Origin of the sequence: Frankia sp. AgPm24 (assembly GCF_023243055.1) — a bacterium.
Lineage (GTDB): Bacteria > Actinomycetota > Actinomycetes > Frankiales > Frankiaceae > Frankia > Frankia umida.
Genome location: NZ_JALKFW010000197.1, coordinates 1 through 17,875, shown reverse-complemented (window position 1 = coordinate 17,875; position 17,875 = coordinate 1). Strand labels below are relative to the sequence as shown.

The window sequence follows — 17,875 nt, the reverse complement described above, 5'->3', positions numbered from 1 at the left end:
GCATGCGGAATACCCGCTACCTCACGTGATCATCCGTTTCGTCTGCGGCGACGGCGGAATCGCGGGGTGAGGTCAGTCGGGGTCGTAGGCGAGGTTGGGGCGCAGCCAGCGCTCGGTCTCGGCGATGTCAAGGCCGCGGCGGCGAGCGTAGTCCGCGATCTGGTCGCGGCCGAGGCGTCCGACGGTGAAGTACGTCGAGGCGGGGTTCGCGAAGATCAGACCACTGACGGCGGACGCGGGGGTCATCGCGAACGACTCGGTGAGGGCCAGACCGGCGGAACCGGCGTCGAGCAGGTCGAACAGCCCCTGCTTCTCGCTGTGGTCGGGGCTCGCCGGGTAGCCGAAGGCCGGGCGGATGCCGCGGAACCGCTCGGCGTGCAGGTCCTCGATGTCGGGTTCGACGTCGGGCTCGAACCACTCGCGGCGGGCGGCCAGATGGACGTGCTCGGCGAAGGCCTCGGCGAGACGGTCCGCGAGCGCCTTCACCATGATCGAACGGTAGTCGTCCTGCTCGGCCTCGAACTGGGCGGCGAGGACGTCCGCGCCGTGGATGGCGACCGCGAAGGCACCGAGATGATCGCCGGAGCCGGCCGGGGCCACGTAGTCGGCGAGGCTGCGGTTGGGCCGTCCGGTGGGCTTCCTGGTCTGCTGGCGCAGCATCGGGAACCGCACCTGACCGGCGGCACCGGCGGCCTCGACGTCGAGGATGATGTCGTCGCCGTCGGAGTGGGCGGGCCAGAAGCCGTAGACGCCCCGCGCGGTCAGGCTGCCGTCCTTGATGATGCGGTCGAGCAGGACGTTCGCCTCGTCGAACAGGTCGCGGGCGACCGGCTGCTCCAGGATCGCCGGGTACTTGCCCTTGAGCTCCCAGGCGAGGAAGAAGAACTGCCAGTCGATCAGCTCACGCAGGGTGGCGAGTTCCGGGGTGACCGTGCGCAGGCCGGTGAAGGCGGGGACGGGCAGCCCGGTGAAGTCGATCCGCTCCCGGTTGTCGCGGGCCTGGTCGAAGGTGAGCAGCGGCTGCGAGCGGCGGTTCTCGTGCTGCTCGCGCAGCCGGGCCTGCTCGTCGCGGTTGGCCTCGTCGAGGGTGATGGCGCGCTCGGAGTCGAGCAGGTCGGAGACCACCCCGACGACCCGGGACGCGTCCAGGACGTGCACCGTGGTGGCCTCGTAGGCAGGGGCGATGCGCACGGCGGTGTGCTGGCGTGAGGTGGTGGCGCCGCCGATGAGCAGGGGGAGGCGCAGGCCACGACGCTGCATCTCGGCGGCGACGGCGACCATTTCGTCGAGCGACGGGGTGATCAGGCCGGACAGGCCGATCGCGTCGGCGTTCTCGGCGACGGCGGTGTCCAGGATGACCTTGGCGGGGACCATCACGCCGAGGTCGATGACCTCGTAGTTGTTGCAGCCGAGCACCACGCCGACGATGTTCTTGCCGATGTCGTGCACGTCGCCCTTGACGGTCGCCATCACGATCCTGCCGTTGCCCTGGCGGGTGCGCGTCGGCGTGTCGGCGGCGGCGACCTCGCCCCGGGCCTCGGCGGCCTCGGCGGCGGCCGCGGCCTCGGCGGCGAGCTGCGCCTTCTCCGCCTCCATGAACGGTTCCAGGTAGGCGACGGAGCGCTTCATCACCCGGGCGCTCTTGACGACCTGCGGGAGGAACATCTTCCCCGAGCCGAACAGGTCACCGACGATCTTCATGCCGTCCATCAGCGGGCCCTCGATGACATCGAGGGGACGGGCGGCGCTGGCGCGGGCCTCCTCGGTGTCGACCTCGATGAAGTCGACGATGCCCTGGACCAGAGCGTGCGAGAGGCGCGCCGCGACCGGCGCCTCACGCCAGGACAGGTCAACGACTCGCTGGGTGCCCTTGCCACTGACCGTCGCCGCGTACGAGACGAGCCGGTCGGTGGCGTCCTCGCGCCGGTCGAACAGCACGTCCTCGACGAGTTCGAGCAGTTCGGCGGGGATGTTCTCGTAGACGGCGAGCTGGCCCGCGTTGACGATGCCCATGTCGAGCCCGGCCCGGACCGCGTGCAGCAGGAACGCCGAGTGCATCGCCTCGCGGACGATGTCGTTGCCGCGGAAGGAGAACGACAGGTTCGAGATGCCGCCGGAGATCCGCACCCCCGGGCAGCGCTGCTTGATCAGCGGCAGGGCGTCGATGAACGCCTTGGCGTAGCCGTTGTGCTCGGCGATGCCGGTGGCCACGGCCAGCACGTTCGGGTCGAAGATGATGTCCTGCGGGGGGAAGCCGGCCCGCTCGGTGAGCAGGTCGTACGCGCGACCACAGATCGAGACCTTGCGCTCGGTGGTGTCGGCCTGGCCCTGTTCGTCGAAGGCCATGACGACGGCGCCGGCGCCGAAGTCGCGGATGCGCCGGGCATGCTCGAGGAAGACCTCCTCGCCTTCCTTCAGGCTGATCGAGTTGACCACGCCCTTGCCCTGGACGCAGCGCAGCCCCGCCTCCAGCACGCTCCAGCGCGAGCTGTCGATCATGATGGGCAGCCGGGCGGCCTCGGGCTCGGTGGCCAGCAGGTTCAGGAAGGTCGTCATCGCCTGCTCGCTGTCGAGCAGGTCGGCGTCCATGTTGACGTCGAGCAGGTTCGCCCCGCCCCGCACCTGCTCGAGCGCGACGTCGATGGCCGCCTGGTAGTTGTCGCTCTCGACGAGCCGGCGGAACTTCGCCGAACCGGTGACGTTCGTCCGCTCACCGATCATGACGAACCCGGTGTCCGCGCCGATCTCGAACGTCTCCAGGCCGCTGAACCGCGTGTGCGGGTCGGCGGCGGGCACCTCGCGCGGCGCCGCGGCGCGCACCGCGCTGGCGATCCTGGCGATGTGCGCCGGGGTCGTCCCGCAGCAGCCGCCGACAATGTTGACCATGCCCTCGGCGGCGAACTCGCCGATCAGACGCCCCGCTTCCTCGGGGGTCTGGTCGTAGCCGCCGAAGGCGTTGGGCAGGCCCGCGTTCGGATGGCAGGCCGTGTAGGTGCCGGCGATCCGCGACAGCGCTTCGACGTGCGGGCGCATCTCGTCCGCGCCCAGCGAGCAGTTCACGCCCACGACCAGCGGGTTCGCATGGGCGATGGAGTTCCAGAACGCCTCGACCGTCTGCCCCGACAGCGTCCGTCCGGACAGGTCGACGATCGTCACCGAGATCCACAGTGGCAGCTGCGGCGCGGCCTCGCGGGCCGCGGCGATCGCGGCCTTCGCGTTCAACGTGTCGAAGATCGTCTCGACCAGCAGCAGATCCACCCCGCCCTCGGCGAGGGCACTGATCTGCTCCGCGTACGACGCCTTGACCTGCTCGAACGTCACCGCCCGGTAGGCCGGGTCGGTCACCCGCGGCGACAGCGACAACGTCACGTTCAGCGGCCCGATCGACCCGGCGACGAACCGCCCACCGGCCTCGTCCGCCGCCTGCCGGGCGAGCCGCGCCCCGGCGATGTTCATCTCCCGCACCAGCGACTCCAGGCCGTAGTCGGCCTGGCCGATGCTCGTCGCGGTGAACGTGTTCGTGGTGGTGATGTCGGCGCCGGCGGCGAGATACTGCCGATGGACGTCGAGGATCACGTCCGGCCTGGTCAGGTTCAGCAGGTCCGGGTCGCCGGCCACATCCTTGGGATGGTCCTTCAGCGACTCGAGCTGGTAGTCCGCCGGCGTGAGCCCCGCGTTCTGCAGCATGGTGCCCCACGCACCGTCGAGCACGACCACCCGCTGCCCCAGCAGCTCCCGCAGCCGTGCCTCACTGTCGGTGGCCGGCGTCACGTTCGTCTGGTCGGCGCCGTCGTGGCCACGCTGCGCCGGCGCGCTGGCGCTGCCGCTACCGCTGCTCCGCGCTGCCACCTGCCCCGTGGTCTCGGCCTCTTCGTGGACGGACGTGGAACCGACCATGCGACACCTCCCTGTGGTGGGAGGCGCCCTTCCGAGTGCTACGGGCCGAGCGTGGCGGACCTGGGCCCGTTGCAGCGCCTCTCGACCTGAGGGTAACGATACCCCGCCCAGTTGATCATCCTGGCCCACCTCATGCCCCCGCGTCCCGCATCGCGACCGGTTCCGCGGAACCGCCGTGGACGCGACGGACAGTGGACGGACGGACCTGACGGTTGACCAGCCAGCGCTGGTGGACTGGTCCGTGCTGGCCAGGTTGGTCCGTGCTGGCCAGGTTGGTCCGTGCTGGCCATTTGGTCAGTGCTGGTGGTCGGCGCGGGCGCTGGACAGGTGGGTGACGGTGTTGAACTCGGCGAGGGTGAGCCGTCCGTCATGGCGGGTGAACCGGGTGATGCCCGCGTTGCGAATGCCGCCGGCGGCGCTGATGCGGTCGAGGTCGTCGAAGGAGAGACCCTCGATGATCTGGCGCAGCACGACGACCACCGCGTCGTGGGCGACGATCAGGACACGCCTGCGGGGATGGTCGGCGTGCAGGTCCGCGAGCAGGGAACTCAGCCGGGCCGCGACATCGGGGAAGTTCTCCCCGCCGCCGGGCGGCCGGTACAACCAGGTGCCCTCGGCGCGCCACTGGGCGGCCTGCGCCGGGAACCTCGCCTCGATCGCGAGCCCGGTGGTCATCTCCCAGTCGCCGAGCAGCCGATCGACCAGGCGGTCGTCGAACCTCGGCGTGGGCAGCAGCACCCCGTCACGCTCCGCGGCGTCGGCGGCGATCTCGTATGTGCGCCGCGCGCGCAGGTAAGGCGAACAGAGGACGACATCAGGGGGGCGGATGGCGGGAGGCTCCGCGGCGAGCGCACGCCCGAGGGCCGCGGCCTGGGCCCGCCCGAGCGCGGTGAGCGGGACGTCGGCGTCCCGGCTGGTGATGCCCGTCTCCAACCGGCCGGCCGCCTGGGCCGCCGGGAAAACGACGTTGGACAGGCTCTGCCCGTGACGCACCGCTGTCAGCTCCGCGATCAGGACCATCACCCCACTGTGTCCCGATCCCGCGAGATGTCCCGATCCCACGAGATGTCCCGGTTTTCCTGAGAGAAGGATGCCACGGATGGCGACGTAGCGCTGCCAAATCGCGACACAGTGAGACCGATCGGGCGGAGGTCGCTCCCGTTCGCCGTGGTGTGGCCTGGCAGCGGGTGTCGGGTGGTTGGCCACGGCGAGCGTTGGGCAAGATTCCCTCGAGGTCATCGGCTCCGCGCATGCCGGCATCGTGTAGCATCACCTTCAGATCCTGGCGAGGTGCACCACGAAGCCCCGCTCGTGGTCAGCTTTATGGTCAACATGTGAATAGTGCGATCATGCTTGGTCCCGTGGTGAAGTCTGGAGTTCACGCCGCCCTGTCAAGGCGGAGGTCGCGGGTTCGAATCCCGTCGGGACCGCGTTCGTATGGTCGGAGCAGGTAGTCCGACCGCACGGCACACGGCACGTTTGGGGCAGGTAGCTCAGTCGGTACGAGCGTCCGCCTGAAAAGTGGAAGGTCGGCGGTTCGACCCCGCCCCTGCCCACCCACATAAGCATGGCAAGACAGAAGCCACCGGGCGGCCCCGGTGGCTTCTTTGGTCTCAGTCTTGGTCTCAGTTGTCCTTGGCTACCCCGTCGGGGCTAGGCGCCGGTCGCCCATCGTCCGCGGCCGACGTCTGCCAGAGCAGGCCGCCGGTCATGTCACGCCCTCTGAAGCGCGCCGCCGGTGATGAACACACCCCGTTTACGGAACGACAGCGGGGACTCGACCAGCGCCCGAGGATGGAGGCCCCTCAGCGTGGTGACGAACCACCACGGCACCGCCTCGAGCTCCGGGTCGCGCACCCAGGCGGGAGGCTGCCAGCCGTCTCGACGGGCCAAGTGCTCTCCCAGCGCGGCAAGCGCCGCGTCCACCCGGCGGTCGCCGGACAGCCGTGGGCGGTCCGACCACATTGCACTCGCCGCAGCGAGGCCCTGATGCCGTAGCACGCTGGTGTAGTCGTCGAGCATCTGTACAACGGCGTGCCGCCAGATGTCCTGCAGGCGGAACTCGGCCGCGACCATGCCAGCCGCGACGGCTGCGGCATCGTCAACCGTTCGGAAGGCGCGCAACGAGTCCACATCACTACAGTACGCCGCTGATCATGGCGTCTGCCTCGCTGAGTGGAGTCCGCTGAGACGTGGCGTACGCCTGCAGGAGCTTTTCGAAGCCGGTGGGGACGAGCTGCCCGATCTGACCCCCTGCCCGTCACACCGATGCTCACTATCATCAGACTCGTGGATATTGACTCAACGTCACCATGAGGTGTCCCAGTGGATCTGGCCGGCGCACCCGTGGATCGGGTCGGTTCGCCGCTGACGGGGCGGTCCGGCTGATGGCCGGGCGGACAGTCGTCTTCGGCGCGACCGGCTACACCGGTGAGCTGGTGGCCCGAGCACTTGTGGGTCGGGGGCATCGGCCCGTGCTGGCCGCCAGGTCGGGTGAGCGTCTTGAACGTCTCGCCGGGGAACTGGGTGGCCTGCAGACCGAGATCGCCGACGTCACGCGGCCGGAGTCCGTTCGGGCGCTGGTGGAACGCGGCGATGTTCTCGTCTCGACGGTCGGCCCGTTTCTGCGTTGGGGTATTCCGGCGATCGAGGCGGCGGTGGACGCCGGGGCGCATTATCTCGACTCGACCGGCGAACCGGATTTCATCTGTCGGGCATTCGAACAGTACGGCCCGTCGGCGCGGCGAAACGGTTCCGCTCTGCTCACCGCCTTCGGTTTCGACTGGGTACCCGGTAACCTCGCGGCGGCGCTGGCGCTGGCGCTGGCGCTGGCGCTGGCGCTGGCGCTGGCGCTGGCGCTGGCGCTGGCCGAGGCCGGACCGGAAGCGGTACGGGTCGAGGTCGGATACCTGTCGTTGGGCGGGGCGGGCCGCAGCGGAGGCACGCGGGCCAGTTCGGTGGACGCCCTGCTGGCGCCGTCGTTCGCCTTCCGGGGCGGCCGGCTGAAGGCGGAACGTGGCGGTGCGCGGGCCCGCCAGGTCGATTTCGGGTCGGGGCAGCCGCGGTGGGCGCTCAGCATCGGTGGCTCGGAGCACTTTGCTCTGCCGGCGCTTCATCCGACCCTGCGTGATGTGGACGTGCTTCTCGTGGCGGCCGATCCGAAGGTCACCCGGGCGCTGCCCGCGCTCTCGGTCGTCCTGTCCACCGTGACCAGGATTCCCCCGCTGCGCGCAGGACTGCGGTCGCTGGTGCGGCGCAGGGTGACCGGCTCGACCGGCGGCCCCGACGCGGCGGCCAGAGCGGGCAGCGGCGCGGTCGTGGTGGCCGAGGCGTTCTCCCCATCCGGCAAGGTCCTGCGGCGGGTGCGGCTGGAAGGGGTCAATCCCTACACCTTCACCGGCGAGATCATGGCCTGGGGCGCGCAGACGCTCGCCGCCGGCGAGGTCAGCAACACCGGGGCACTCGGACCGGTGGAGGCGTTCGGGCTGGACGAACTGCGAGCAGGTGTCCGCTCGGCCGGGATGGACCTTCATCCTTGACCCCACGACATCGTCATCGCCTGACCGGAACTGGCCGCGCCTGACCAAACCGGCATCGCCGCGACCCCTGCGCCGGGCTCCCGGTCGTTCACGGACGAAAAAGGATGTCTCGCCTGTACGCCTCATAGCGCACCAAACTATGATCGCGGATCATGGGTGGGTGGAGCGACATCACTGCCGGGATCGCGGCCGTGGATGGTCTCGTCGCCATCGTCACCGCTGTGGTGAGTCTCGTCGGACGGCAACGTAAGCAGGTCACCTACCAGGTCGAGTACGACTCGCCCATCAAGCTGACACCTGCTCCGGCCGGGCAGGTCAGCGAGGTGCAGATCGTGCACCATGGAGTCGAGTTCAACGATCCCGGGCTGGTCCTTCTTCGCGTGCGTAACGCCGGTGCACTGCATATCGCCAGGGAGGATTTCACCGAACCACTTCAGTTCCAGTTCCCGGGTCGTTCGGTGCTGCAGGCAACGACATCCAATGCCAGCCCGGAGGCACTGCACATACGTCTGGGTCAGACCGACCCGCCGCGGTTGGACAACGAGCCGGGGCTCGGCGAGGTGACCCTGCCGAAAGTCGCTCTCCGGCGCGGGGACTCCTTCAAGGTGCTCGTCGTGCTGAGCGGGCGTGGCTCCCAGGTGGTGCAGCAGGGTTTCATCGTGGGTGGCAGTATCGACCGGGAGACCGGTCGTACCAGTCGCCGTCTTGTCCTCGGCCTTACGGGCGGCGTGCTCTGCCTGGTGATGTCCGCGATCCTGGTCTGGCAGCTGGCGATTCCCGCCGGGACGTCGTCACGATGCGCCCGGGGGCAGCTCCGGATCGAGGGGTCGACCGGTTTCGCCACGGTGGTGAAGGAGATCGCGCACGCCTACGAGGAGTCCTGCCCGGACGCCCACATCACGGTGACTCCGAAGGGCAGCGTGGCGGCGGTCGGGGACCTGGATCGGATCGGCAGGCAGTCCAGGGACGGTGCGCCACCGTTGCTGGCCATGTCCGGCGGGCCGGCCACCGAGAAGTACGGATCCCTGGTCGGACGGGCGACAGGCGTCAACGTCCTGGCGATCGTGGTCAACCGGAGGGTCGGGATAGACGACCTCACCACCGCGCAGGTCCAGGGAATCTTCGAGGGGCGGTTCCGGAACTGGAGCGAGCTTGGCGGCGCGAACTGGCCGATCACGATCGTCGGCCGCAACGCGGATTCCGGCACCAGATTCTCCCTGGAACGCCAGATCCTGCATCACATCGAGCGGCTTCCGGCCTCCTCTACCGACTGTCATACGCCGGACAGGGATCCGGCCGCGGTGGTGGCCCGTTGCGAAAAACCCGACGTGGGCAGCCTGCTCGCCGCGGTCAACGAGATCCCCGGCGCGATCGGCTACTCCGGGGTAGCGACCGTGGCCGAGTACGCGAATGTCCGGATGGCACGCCTGAACGGCGTCACACCCGACATCGCGTTCGTGCGAAAGCACACCTACAGCTTCTGGTCGGTGGAGTACTTCTACTCCTACGGCCAGCCGCAGGGCGACACACTGGCTGCCAGCTTTCTTTACTACCTGAGCCTCGGCAAGGCGAACAGTATCCTGAACCGGTACGGTTATCCGTCCTGTGTGGACCCTCGGAACCGCGAATTCTGCCACCAGTAAAATCATGGGTGGTATTTGGAGTTGCCGAGCGGAAAGGTCGATCCTGGCGAAAGCCTCGATGAAGCCCTGGCCCGGGAGGTCAAGGCAAGAAAAGCCGGCAGTTCAATTTTGCTGTGGAGCCCCGGTCACGGATGCGGTCAAGGGTGTGCTTACGGAATACCGGGAGCCGCGGATCGTGTAGACGACTGGTTCGGGCTCCCGACACCCCGTCACTCATGAGGCGACGCTCGCGGGCGTCGCGAGAATGGCGGTGTCGACTCGCCCTGGGCAGCCAGGGACGCTCGTGCGGCCGGCCGAGATCATAGCTCTCTTTATCCAGGTGGACGGGCGGGTTGACCCGCAACTACTGTAACGACACCGTAGGCCCGTAAAGTGCTCTGCGGGGATGGGCATCCGAACCGTGCTCGGTAGCTCGGGAGGGCCAGGAATCGATGATCATGGGCGAGTCGGAGGGTCGTGAATCAGTCGGTGCGCCGCTGCTGGTTTCTGACCCGCCGCAGGTCGGCGCCTATGTTCTGGTGCGCCGCCTCGGCCAGGGCGGAATGGGGGTGGTCTATCTCGGGCGGAGTCAGCAGGGGCAGCTCGTCGCGATCAAAGTGATTCGGCCTGAGGTCGCGCGGGAACCCGAGTTCCGCTCCCGGTTCCGCCGTGAGGCCGCGAACGCTCGCCGTGTACGTGGGTTCTGCACCGCGGAGGTTCTTGACGCCGATCCCGACGGCGAACCCGCCTACCTCGTGACCGACTACGTCCCGGGTCCCACTCTGACGGCCGCGGTCAGGGCGCGGGGCCCGCTGCTCCGCGCCGAGCTGGAACAGGTCGCGGTCAATATCGCGACAGCGTTGTCTGTCATCCACCGTGCCGGGGTCATCCACCGCGACCTAAAACCATCCAACGTGCTGCTCTCACCGACCGGCGCCCGGGTCATCGACTTCGGTATCGCCCGCGCACTGGATGCCACCAGTGTCCTCACCTACGACCTGACCCGCCTCGGTACACCGGCTTTCATGGCCCCCGAACAGGTCCTGGGCTGGGAACCCACCTCGGCCATTGACGTCTTTGCGTGGGGTGGGGTGGTCATCTTCGCGGCCACCGGCCGCCTCCCCTTCGGCACTGGCGAGCCCGCCCTGCTGCCCTACCGCATTCTCCGCGACGAGCCCCAGTTGCACGGTGTGCCCACTGGGCTGCGGAACGTCGTGACGGTGGCCATGCAGAAGAACCCTCGCGACCGGCCGAGCGCCGCCGATCTCTACAGTCTCCTCGTCGATGCCTCGTCAGCGGCCGTGACCCCCGTGACCCCCGTGACCCCCGTGACCGGCGAGCAGGAACCGGCCGGCCCGACGGCTGTGATCACTGCGGGACGGCGACAGCTGGTCACCCTGGCCGCCGATCCGACCGGCACGGCCGAAGGCGAACCGGAGCTCGTCGATCAGGTACTCGGTCGTCGGCCTCATCGTGGACGGGCGTTCATTGCAGTGATCACTGTCTTCGCTGTCGTCGCGCTTGCGACCGCGGGCCGTCATTTCTTCTTCGGCAGCGCCGAACCGGGCGCCGATGATCTGCCTGCGGCCTCCCGGAAACTCGCCGCGCACGCGCAGGCCGTCCAGGCGGACGACGACAAGCTCGCCACCCGGCTCGCCGTGGCCGCATACCGGCTCGCCCCCACCTCTCAGGCTCGTGCGGCCCTGCTCGCGACCGCCGGTCCGTCGTTTGCCCTGCAGGCCACGATCAGCGGCCACATCGACAAGGTCTATGGCGTGGCCTTCAGCCCGGATGGCAGGTCCCTCGCGACGGCGAGCGCGGACCACACCGCCCGGCTGTGGGACGTCGCCAGCCGTGATCGCCCTGTGCCCTTGGCCATACTCACCGGCCACACCGACTATGTGACCGCCGTGGCGTTCAGCCCGGACGGCAGGACTCTCGCCACCGCGAGCCAGGACAGGACGGCTCGGCTGTGGAACATCACCGATCCGCGGCAACCGCGCCTGGTGGACATCCTTGCCGGGCACACGGACTCGGTTTTCGCCATGTCCTTCAGCCCGGACGGCAGGACTCTCGCGACGGCGAGCGCGGACCGCACGATCCGACTGTGGAACGTTGCCAGCCCCGACCGACCCCAGCCACTGGCCACCCTCACCGGCCACACAGGACCCGTCACCGCGGTGGCATTCAGCCGGGACGGCCACACCCTCGCTACTGGAAGCACGGATCGTGACGCGCGGTTGTGGGACATCACCAACTCCCGGCAACCCCGTCTCCTGGCGACCCTGCATGGCCACACCAAGCGGGCCGTGGGCGTGGCGTTCAGCCCGGACGGCAGGACCCTCGCCACCTCCAGCTGGGACAAGAGCGTCCGGTTGTGGGACGTCACCAACCTTCGCCAACCCCGCTCGCTGGCCACCCTGCACGGCTACCGGGGGTACGTCTACGGCGTGGCGTTCAGCCCGGACAGCCACACCCTCGCCAGCACCAGCGCGGACACCTTCGCCCGGCTGTGGGATGTCGCCGACCTCCGCCACCCAAAGCTCCTCGCCATGCTCACATCCGACGTCGCCGATTTCCGTCTGGTGGCATTCAGCCCGGACGGCAGAACTGTCGCCACCAGCAGCGAGGATCACGTCGCGCAGCTGTGGGATGTTGATCCCGCAAGTCTGGCGCGCCGCGCCTGCACCAAGCCAACCACCCGCATCAGCGCTGAGGAATGGCACCACTACCTGCGAAAGGTTCCCTACCGGGCTGTCTGTTGACAGCGAATGTCTTCGGCTGTCTCAGTGATCGGGCTATGACGGCGAGGCCGCTCGCGGTGCGGAACCGCGTTATCGAGGGCCAGGTGGTGTCGGGGCCAAGGTCGACGCCGGCTGACCTGTCAGCGGCCGCGAGTGCGTGGGGCGAGTCGGCGGGTTGGTGGGGCTGTGGTCGGGTCGTCGGGCCAGGGGTGGCGGGGGTAGCGGCCGCGCAGTTCGGCGCGGACCTGTGGGTAGCCGGTGCGCCAGAACGAGGGCAGGTCGCTCGTCACCGCCACCGGGCGCCCCGCCGGCGACAGCAGGTGGAGCACGAGTTGCGCGCGGCCGTCGGCGACGGCGGGTAGCCGTTCCCAGCCGAACACCTCGGCGATCCTCACGGCCAGCACGGGGCCGGCCGCGCCGCTGGTGCCGCTGTAGTCGAGGCGCACCCGGGAGCCGCTGGGCACCGCGACCCGCTCGGGTGCCAGCTCGTCCAGCCGGGCGGCCTGTGGCCAGGGCAGGAGCCGGCGCAGCGCGCGGCCGGCATCGATGCGTCCGAGGTCGGCGCGGCGTCGCACGCCGTCGAGGTCCGGCCCGAGCCAGTCCGGGGCGCGGGCCAGCAGGGCGGTGTCGGTGACGTCGGGCCAGGGGGCACCGAGCAGCCGGTGGCAGAACGCGAGCCGGTCGCGCAGGGCGAGCGCGTCGGCGCTCCAGCGCAGCACGGGCAGCCCCGCGTCACGCAGTCCGTCGAGCACCGCGGCCCGCAGCAGGGACGGGTCGGGCCTGGCCACCGGGCGTTCGGCGAGAATGATCGTGCCAAACCGCTCGAGCCGGCGGGCGACGATGTCGCCACCGGACCAGGCGACCTCGTCCTCGGTGCGCAGCAGCGCCGCGCCAGCCTCCCGCGCGGTGGCCGCGTCGAGGGTGACGGCCAGGCGCACCCGGGCGGACGTCCGGTCGGGCCCGCGGTCGGCGACCGCGATGGCGAGCCATGGTGCCCCGATCAACGCCGAGCCGGGGGCGAGCTCGGCACCGGTCCCGCCTGCCATCAGGTAGTTCGCGCTGCCGGGACCGCGGACCCGCGCCAGCCGTTCGGGGAACGCGAGGCCGACCACCAGCCCCGCCGCAAGATCGTCAGTCATTCCACCCGTTCCCCGCGCGGCAAGCCCAGCGGGCCCGGCAGGCCGAGCAGGTTCACCGGGCCCGGCGGATGCAGCAGACCGATCGGGTTCACAGGGCCCAGTGGGCTCATGGGGCCCGGTGGGTGCGGCCTGCGCGGCCGAGTGCAGCCGGCGGGTCTCCTCCCGCCAGCGGGTGGTCGCGGCCCGGTCGGTGTTGTCGCGCAGGCGGCGCCACGCGGCAACGAGGTCGTCGGAGGGGCCGCCCGCCGGGCCGTCCGCGGAGAGGATCGCCACGACCTCCGCCGCGCGGCGGGCGCCGACGGCCCGGGTGCCGTCGAGCAGCGCCCGCGCAAGCCGCGGATGGGCCCCGACCTGAGCGATCGAACGTCCTCGCGGGGTGACCCGGCCGGTCTCGTCGACCGCGCCGAGGGCCCGCAGCGAGACCCCGGCGGCCTCCATCGCGCCGACGGGAGGGTCGCTGAGCAGGGGCAGTCCCACGCCGCCGGGATGGCCCCAGACCGCGAGCTCCAGGGCGAAGGCGGTGAGGTCGGCGACGGCGATCTCCGGTTCCGGCTGGGCCGGCAGGCGGTCATGTTCGGCGGCGGACCAGCAGCGGTACACCCGGCCCGGTGCCTCCCGGCCGGCCCGGCCCGCGCGCTGCCCGGCGGACGACCGCGACACCCGCACGGTGACCAGCGAGCCCAGCCCGCGGGCGTGGTCCATCCGCGGGGAGCGGGCCAGGCCGGCGTCGACGACGACCCGCACGCCGGGCACCGTGAGGCTGCTCTCCGCGACCGCGGTGGCCAGCACGACCCGGCGACGCGGGCCGACGCGCAGCACCGCGTCCTGTGCGGTGCCGGACTGGCGGCCGTGCAGGGTGAGCACGTCGACCGCGTCGCGGTGCCCGGCGAGCCGGCCGGCGACGGCGGCGATCTCACCGGCCCCGGGCAGGAAGACGAGCACATCCCCGGACGTCTCCCGCAGCGCGCGCCCGACGGTCGCCCCGACGTGGTCGAGCAGCCTCGGGTCGACCCGCAGGCCGTGCGCCGGGGTGATCGGCCCAGGTGGGGGCGCCCAGACTACCTCGACGTCGTGCATCGAGGCGTCCGTCCCGATGACCGGTGCGGGGTGGCCGGGCGTGCCGAGCATCGCGGCCAGCCGCCGGGTGTCGGCGGTCGCGGAGGCGGCGAGCAGGAGCAGGTCGGGGCGCAGCGCGGCGCGGACGTCGAGCAGGAACGCGAGCGCCAGGTCGGTGTCGAGGCTGCGTTCGTGGCACTCGTCGAGGATGACCGCGTCGGTACCGGGCAGCTCGGGGTCGCGTTGCAGCCGCCGGACGAGCACCCCCGTCGTGATCACCTCGACCCTGGTGGACGGCCCGACCCTGCGCTCACCGCGGATCGTGTAGCCGACCGCGCCCCCCACCTCGCCGACACCGGCACCGGCACCGGCACCGACTCCGGCACCGCCGCGACCCGCGGCATCCGCGCGAGCTCCGGCACCACCGGCCACGCCACCCCCGGCGAGGCTGGCCATCCGCCGTGCCGCGGCACGGACGGCGATCCGCCGCGGCTCGACGACCAGCACCCGGCCCGGGACGTGGTCGGCGAGTGCGAGCGGGACGAGTGTCGTCTTACCGGTGCCTGGCGGGGCCACCAGCACCGCGGCCCCGCTGGCACCGCCCGATCCGGGCTGGTCATGTGTGCTCAGCGCGGCCATCAGCGCGGGCAGAGCGGTTCGGACGGGCAGGTCCGCCCCGGCGACCGTGAGGTCGGGCAACATGCGCTCAGTGTCCTCGGATCACGCGGCGTGGGGCGGGGCGGGGCGACCCCTGGCTCCTCATCCAGCCGTAGCTCGACGAGCCGATCCAGCGTCCGGTCCGGTTCGGCGCGAACACAGTCCTTGATCTCGTTGTACTGGACTTCTCGACCGCAATCACTTGAGCACGTAAGTCATCCACCGGTGTGGTTTCTTGACCTGTCAAGTAAAATCGGCCTGGCTGTGAGCTTTCGGCCGCGTAGCATGGCCCCATGGCGACCTCGGATGCTCCAGGGCCGGGTGGGCTCGATTCCGAGAACCAACAGACCTGGGCGGCTGTCGCCAGCCTGCTGACGTGGCTACCGATCGCGCTCGACGACCAGCTTCGGCGTGAGTCCGAACTAAGCCACTTCGAGTACACCATTCTCGCCGCCCTCTCCACCATCGACGACCTGACGCTTCGGATGAGCCAGCTGGCGGTCCTCGCGAACGGATCGCTGTCGCGGCTGTCCCGCGCGGTCGCGCGGTTGGAGGTCCACGGCTGGGTGACCCGGAAGCCGGATCCGGTGGACGGCCGTTACACCCTGGCCACTCTCACCGACAACGGCGCGACGGTGCTTGCCGCCGCGTCACCCGGCTACATCGGGGCCGTCAACCGGCTGGTGTTCGACGCGATTTCGCCCGCCCAGGCGCGGCAGCTGAGAACCATCGCCGGGCGCGTTCTCACCGCGATCGAGGGTGAGCTCGGAGTGAAGCGCGGGCTGCACCGGTAGCCGGCGGCGGTGCGGCCACACCGGGCCGGCCAGGTATTCGCCGTGCTCCACTTCGGTGGCGAGTACGAGTTGGCCTTCGGTGAGCGGCGGTGCCCCGGGCCGGCAGGCCAGCCGGAGCAGGTTGTCGGCGAGGTCGGCATCCTGATCCCACCACGACAGGTACAGCGGAACTCCGCCGACCAGGCCGTAGACGAGCGCCCGGTCGGACGGTGGCGGCCTGCCACGGAGGTGTCCACGACCACCCTCGAGAAAAAAACGTGAACCTGGCCACGACAGAAAACCCCGACACCGATCGTCCAGCGCTTTACCTGCCCTGGGGAGCGGCAGTCAAGAAAAAGTGCCAGGCGGCACATCCGGTAGGCGCGGAGAATGCGGAGTAAAATCTCTCGACGGAAATTCTCCCACCCAGGACGGAGAACAGGCAGGACCAATTCCCTTTTGTGCCAGACATGCCGTTCAGTTACCGTTCGATCCATGGGAATACGGAGATGGACACAGCGGGTCGCACTGTCCTCGGCGTTTGTGGCGAGCAGTCTGGTCGGTCTGGGTATCGCGGGTTCCCCGTCTCAGGCAGCGGCATGCACACCACTCGGGCCCACGAGCGATGATGGATCGTCGGTCACCTGCGTCACGTACCCGGTGTCCGGTGACGGGCGCCTGGTCGACCTCACCATTCACTCGACGGCCATGAACGCAAACGAGCCCGTGCGGATTCTGCTGCCGACCAGCTATGCTGCCCAGCCTGACCGGACCTGGCCGTCGCTGTACCTGTTGCACGGCTCGGGCAGCGGGACAACCGGCTACCTCGACTGGACCACCAACACCGACATCGAGAGCCGGACCGCCGGGCACGACATGATCGTCGTCATGCCCGATGGCGGGAACGTCGGCTATTACAGCGACTGGATCGCCGATCCGGCGAAGTGGGAGACGTTCCACCTGGTGGAGCTACGGCAGCTGCTCGAACGCACCTTCCGCGCCGGGCCCGAACGGGCGATCGCCGGTCTGTCCATGGGCGGGTTCGGCGCGGTCTCCTACGCGGCCCGGCATCCCGGCGACTTCAGGGCGGTGGCGTCCTACAGCGGCCCGCTCCACCCCTATGCCGACTCCCCGACGATCAGAACGCAGCTCCGGTCGGCCGGGAAGGACGTCAACAAGCTGTGGGGCAACCCGACCACCATGGTCGGAATGGCGATCTGGTCGCAGCACGATCCGTACTACCTGGTCGGCAACCTGACCTCCACCCCGATCTATGTCTCCTCCGGAGACGGCACCCGGGGCCCCGGTGATCCCGATCCCGGCTCCTTCAACACGGAGACGCTCGTCAACAGCGAGAGCAGGGCATTCACCCAACAGCTCACCGACGCCTACATCGCCGCGCATCCCGGGGCGACCGGCGATCCGCTGCTCACCACCCACTACTACAGCCCCGGCGTCCACACCTGGCCCTACTGGTCCCAGGAGATGCACGCATCACTTCCCATGCTGCTCGCCGCGATCGGCGCGTAGGGACGCGTCGGTGCGCGGAGGCGCGGGCCGGATTCCGGCGATCGGGTAGAAATTCGATCTCGGACACCAGGAGGCTTATGCAGAAGTCTGATTTCATTTCAAAACAAAACGGGATGCGCCCACGTTGAAGGACAACGGCCCCTGCCCCGCACTGGAAGATTATCTACGACAACAATCTTCGGGGGAGAGGCCGTTGCAACGCAACCATACCACCGGTCTGGACGACATCCAGTTCGATGATCTGGTCGCGATGATCGGTGAACGTCTCGCGTGGGACGACCACGCCTCGAGCGCGGCGAGCTCGTCGGTGCGATTCACGAAGGCCACCGCCACCTCCATCCCCTCATGCTTACTCACGCTGGCTGTAACTTACCTGCTGTGTAAGTTACAGCCAGCGTCACTGGGGACTGATGGTCCGAGCCACCCTGTTGCTGAAGGTGGCGACCGGGTCGGGACGTTTTGGACTGTTCGCCGCCCTCGTGGACATCACCGTCGAGGTACGCGGGGGTGAGGTAGCCGCCCTCGAGGAATCGCAGCGTCAAGGCGGTCCTGGCGGAAGCGGGTCGGCTGACGGCCTCGTAGCGCCTCCGGGCCCGTGGTGCCGCGGTCCACCTGGCCAGGCCTCGCCCGCGATCGTCCGGCCGCGGAATCCGTTCCGGCGGATGAGGCAACCCGCCAGGCATCCGGCGGGATCTGGAGGGTTGTGAAGGGGCCGATGGATGATGATGATGATGAACACCGGGATTTTCGCGATTTCTTCGCACCGCGACTGCCACGGTTGCTGAGACTGGCCTACCTGCTGTGCGGCGATGCCACAGAGGCGGAGGACCTGGTTCAGATCCCCTACCCGTCAAGATGAGGTGAGTCAGGCGATGGCTATCATCTTATGACCTGGGCGGGTTGGGAGAGGAAGATCGT

10 protein-coding genes, 2 tRNA genes and 1 riboswitch are annotated in these 17,875 nt (G+C 69.6%); of the genes, 8 read left to right on the top strand and 4 right to left on the bottom strand.

What is annotated here, in order from left to right:
- Positions 1-72: 72 nt before the first annotated feature.
- Positions 73-3,897, bottom strand: a complete 3,825-nt coding sequence (gene metH, locus MXD61_RS16195; protein ID WP_248814114.1) for a methionine synthase — start codon at positions 3,895-3,897, stop codon at positions 73-75.
- A 14-nt stretch (positions 3,898-3,911) separates the two neighbouring features.
- A riboswitch (S-adenosyl-L-homocysteine riboswitch) is annotated at positions 3,912-3,986 on the bottom strand.
- A 205-nt stretch (positions 3,987-4,191) separates the two neighbouring features.
- A complete protein-coding gene (locus MXD61_RS16190; protein ID WP_248814113.1) occupies positions 4,192-4,917 on the bottom strand; it encodes a histidine phosphatase family protein in 726 nt (241 codons plus the stop codon).
- Positions 4,918-5,252: 335 nt separating this feature from the next.
- On the opposite strand from MXD61_RS16190, the gene MXD61_RS16185 reads away from it, so the two are divergent.
- Together MXD61_RS16185 and MXD61_RS16180 are read left to right on the top strand one after the other, a co-directional pair.
- A tRNA-Asp gene (locus MXD61_RS16185) sits at positions 5,253-5,327 on the top strand.
- Between the two features lie 52 nt (positions 5,328-5,379).
- Positions 5,380-5,453, top strand: a tRNA-Phe gene (locus MXD61_RS16180).
- A 157-nt stretch (positions 5,454-5,610) separates the two neighbouring features.
- Here the strand turns inward: MXD61_RS16180 and MXD61_RS16175 are convergent.
- Positions 5,611-6,030, bottom strand: coding sequence for a hypothetical protein (locus MXD61_RS16175; RefSeq protein ID WP_248814111.1), 420 nt, complete (start codon positions 6,028-6,030; stop codon positions 5,611-5,613).
- Positions 6,031-6,284: 254 nt separating this feature from the next.
- On the opposite strand from MXD61_RS16175, the gene MXD61_RS16170 reads away from it, so the two are divergent.
- The 4 genes from MXD61_RS16170 (at position 6,285) to MXD61_RS16160 (ending at position 11,823) form a co-directional block, all read left to right on the top strand.
- The gene (locus MXD61_RS16170; protein WP_248814109.1) at positions 6,285-7,436 is read left to right on the top strand and encodes a trans-acting enoyl reductase family protein; all 1,152 of its coding nucleotides are present in this window, start codon (positions 6,285-6,287) and stop codon (positions 7,434-7,436) included.
- Positions 7,437-7,588: 152 nt separating this feature from the next.
- A complete protein-coding gene (locus MXD61_RS16165) occupies positions 7,589-9,079 on the top strand; it encodes a substrate-binding domain-containing protein (protein WP_248814107.1) in 1,491 nt (496 codons plus the stop codon).
- A gap of 15 nt (positions 9,080-9,094) precedes the next feature.
- Entirely contained in the window at positions 9,095-9,298 is a 204-nt protein-coding gene (locus MXD61_RS28910) for an NUDIX domain-containing protein (RefSeq protein WP_374629048.1), read from the top strand.
- A 218-nt stretch (positions 9,299-9,516) separates the two neighbouring features.
- A complete protein-coding gene (locus MXD61_RS16160; RefSeq protein WP_248814105.1) occupies positions 9,517-11,823 on the top strand; it encodes a WD40 repeat domain-containing serine/threonine protein kinase in 2,307 nt (768 codons plus the stop codon).
- 119 nt (positions 11,824-11,942) lie between these two features.
- On the opposite strand, the gene MXD61_RS16155 is transcribed toward MXD61_RS16160, so the two are convergent.
- A complete protein-coding gene (locus tag MXD61_RS16155) occupies positions 11,943-14,699 on the bottom strand; it encodes an ATP-dependent RNA helicase (RefSeq protein ID WP_248814103.1) in 2,757 nt (918 codons plus the stop codon).
- A 248-nt stretch (positions 14,700-14,947) separates the two neighbouring features.
- On the opposite strand from MXD61_RS16155, the gene MXD61_RS16150 reads away from it, so the two are divergent.
- Positions 14,948-15,448 carry a MarR family winged helix-turn-helix transcriptional regulator gene (locus tag MXD61_RS16150; RefSeq protein ID WP_248814101.1) on the top strand — a complete coding sequence of 167 codons (501 nt, stop codon included), beginning with the start codon at positions 14,948-14,950 and terminating at the stop codon, positions 15,446-15,448.
- A 687-nt stretch (positions 15,449-16,135) separates the two neighbouring features.
- Entirely contained in the window at positions 16,136-16,957 is an 822-nt protein-coding gene (locus tag MXD61_RS16145; RefSeq protein WP_248814099.1) for an alpha/beta hydrolase family protein, read from the top strand.
- The last annotated feature ends 918 nt before the right edge of the window (positions 16,958-17,875 follow it).

Coding starts and splice junctions, on each gene's coding strand:
- metH (WP_248814114.1), bottom strand. CDS start 3,897: ATGGTCGGTTCCACGTCCGTCCACGAAGAGGCCGAGACCACGGGGCAG.
- MXD61_RS16145 (WP_248814099.1), top strand. CDS start 16,136: ATGAACGCAAACGAGCCCGTGCGGATTCTGCTGCCGACCAGCTATGCT.
- MXD61_RS16150 (WP_248814101.1), top strand. CDS start 14,948: ATGGCGACCTCGGATGCTCCAGGGCCGGGTGGGCTCGATTCCGAGAAC.
- MXD61_RS16160 (WP_248814105.1), top strand. CDS start 9,517: ATGGGCGAGTCGGAGGGTCGTGAATCAGTCGGTGCGCCGCTGCTGGTT.
- MXD61_RS16170 (WP_248814109.1), top strand. CDS start 6,285: ATGGCCGGGCGGACAGTCGTCTTCGGCGCGACCGGCTACACCGGTGAG.
- MXD61_RS16155 (WP_248814103.1), bottom strand. CDS start 14,699: ATGTTGCCCGACCTCACGGTCGCCGGGGCGGACCTGCCCGTCCGAACC.
- MXD61_RS16165 (WP_248814107.1), top strand. CDS start 7,589: ATGGGTGGGTGGAGCGACATCACTGCCGGGATCGCGGCCGTGGATGGT.
- MXD61_RS16190 (WP_248814113.1), bottom strand. CDS start 4,917: ATGGTCCTGATCGCGGAGCTGACAGCGGTGCGTCACGGGCAGAGCCTG.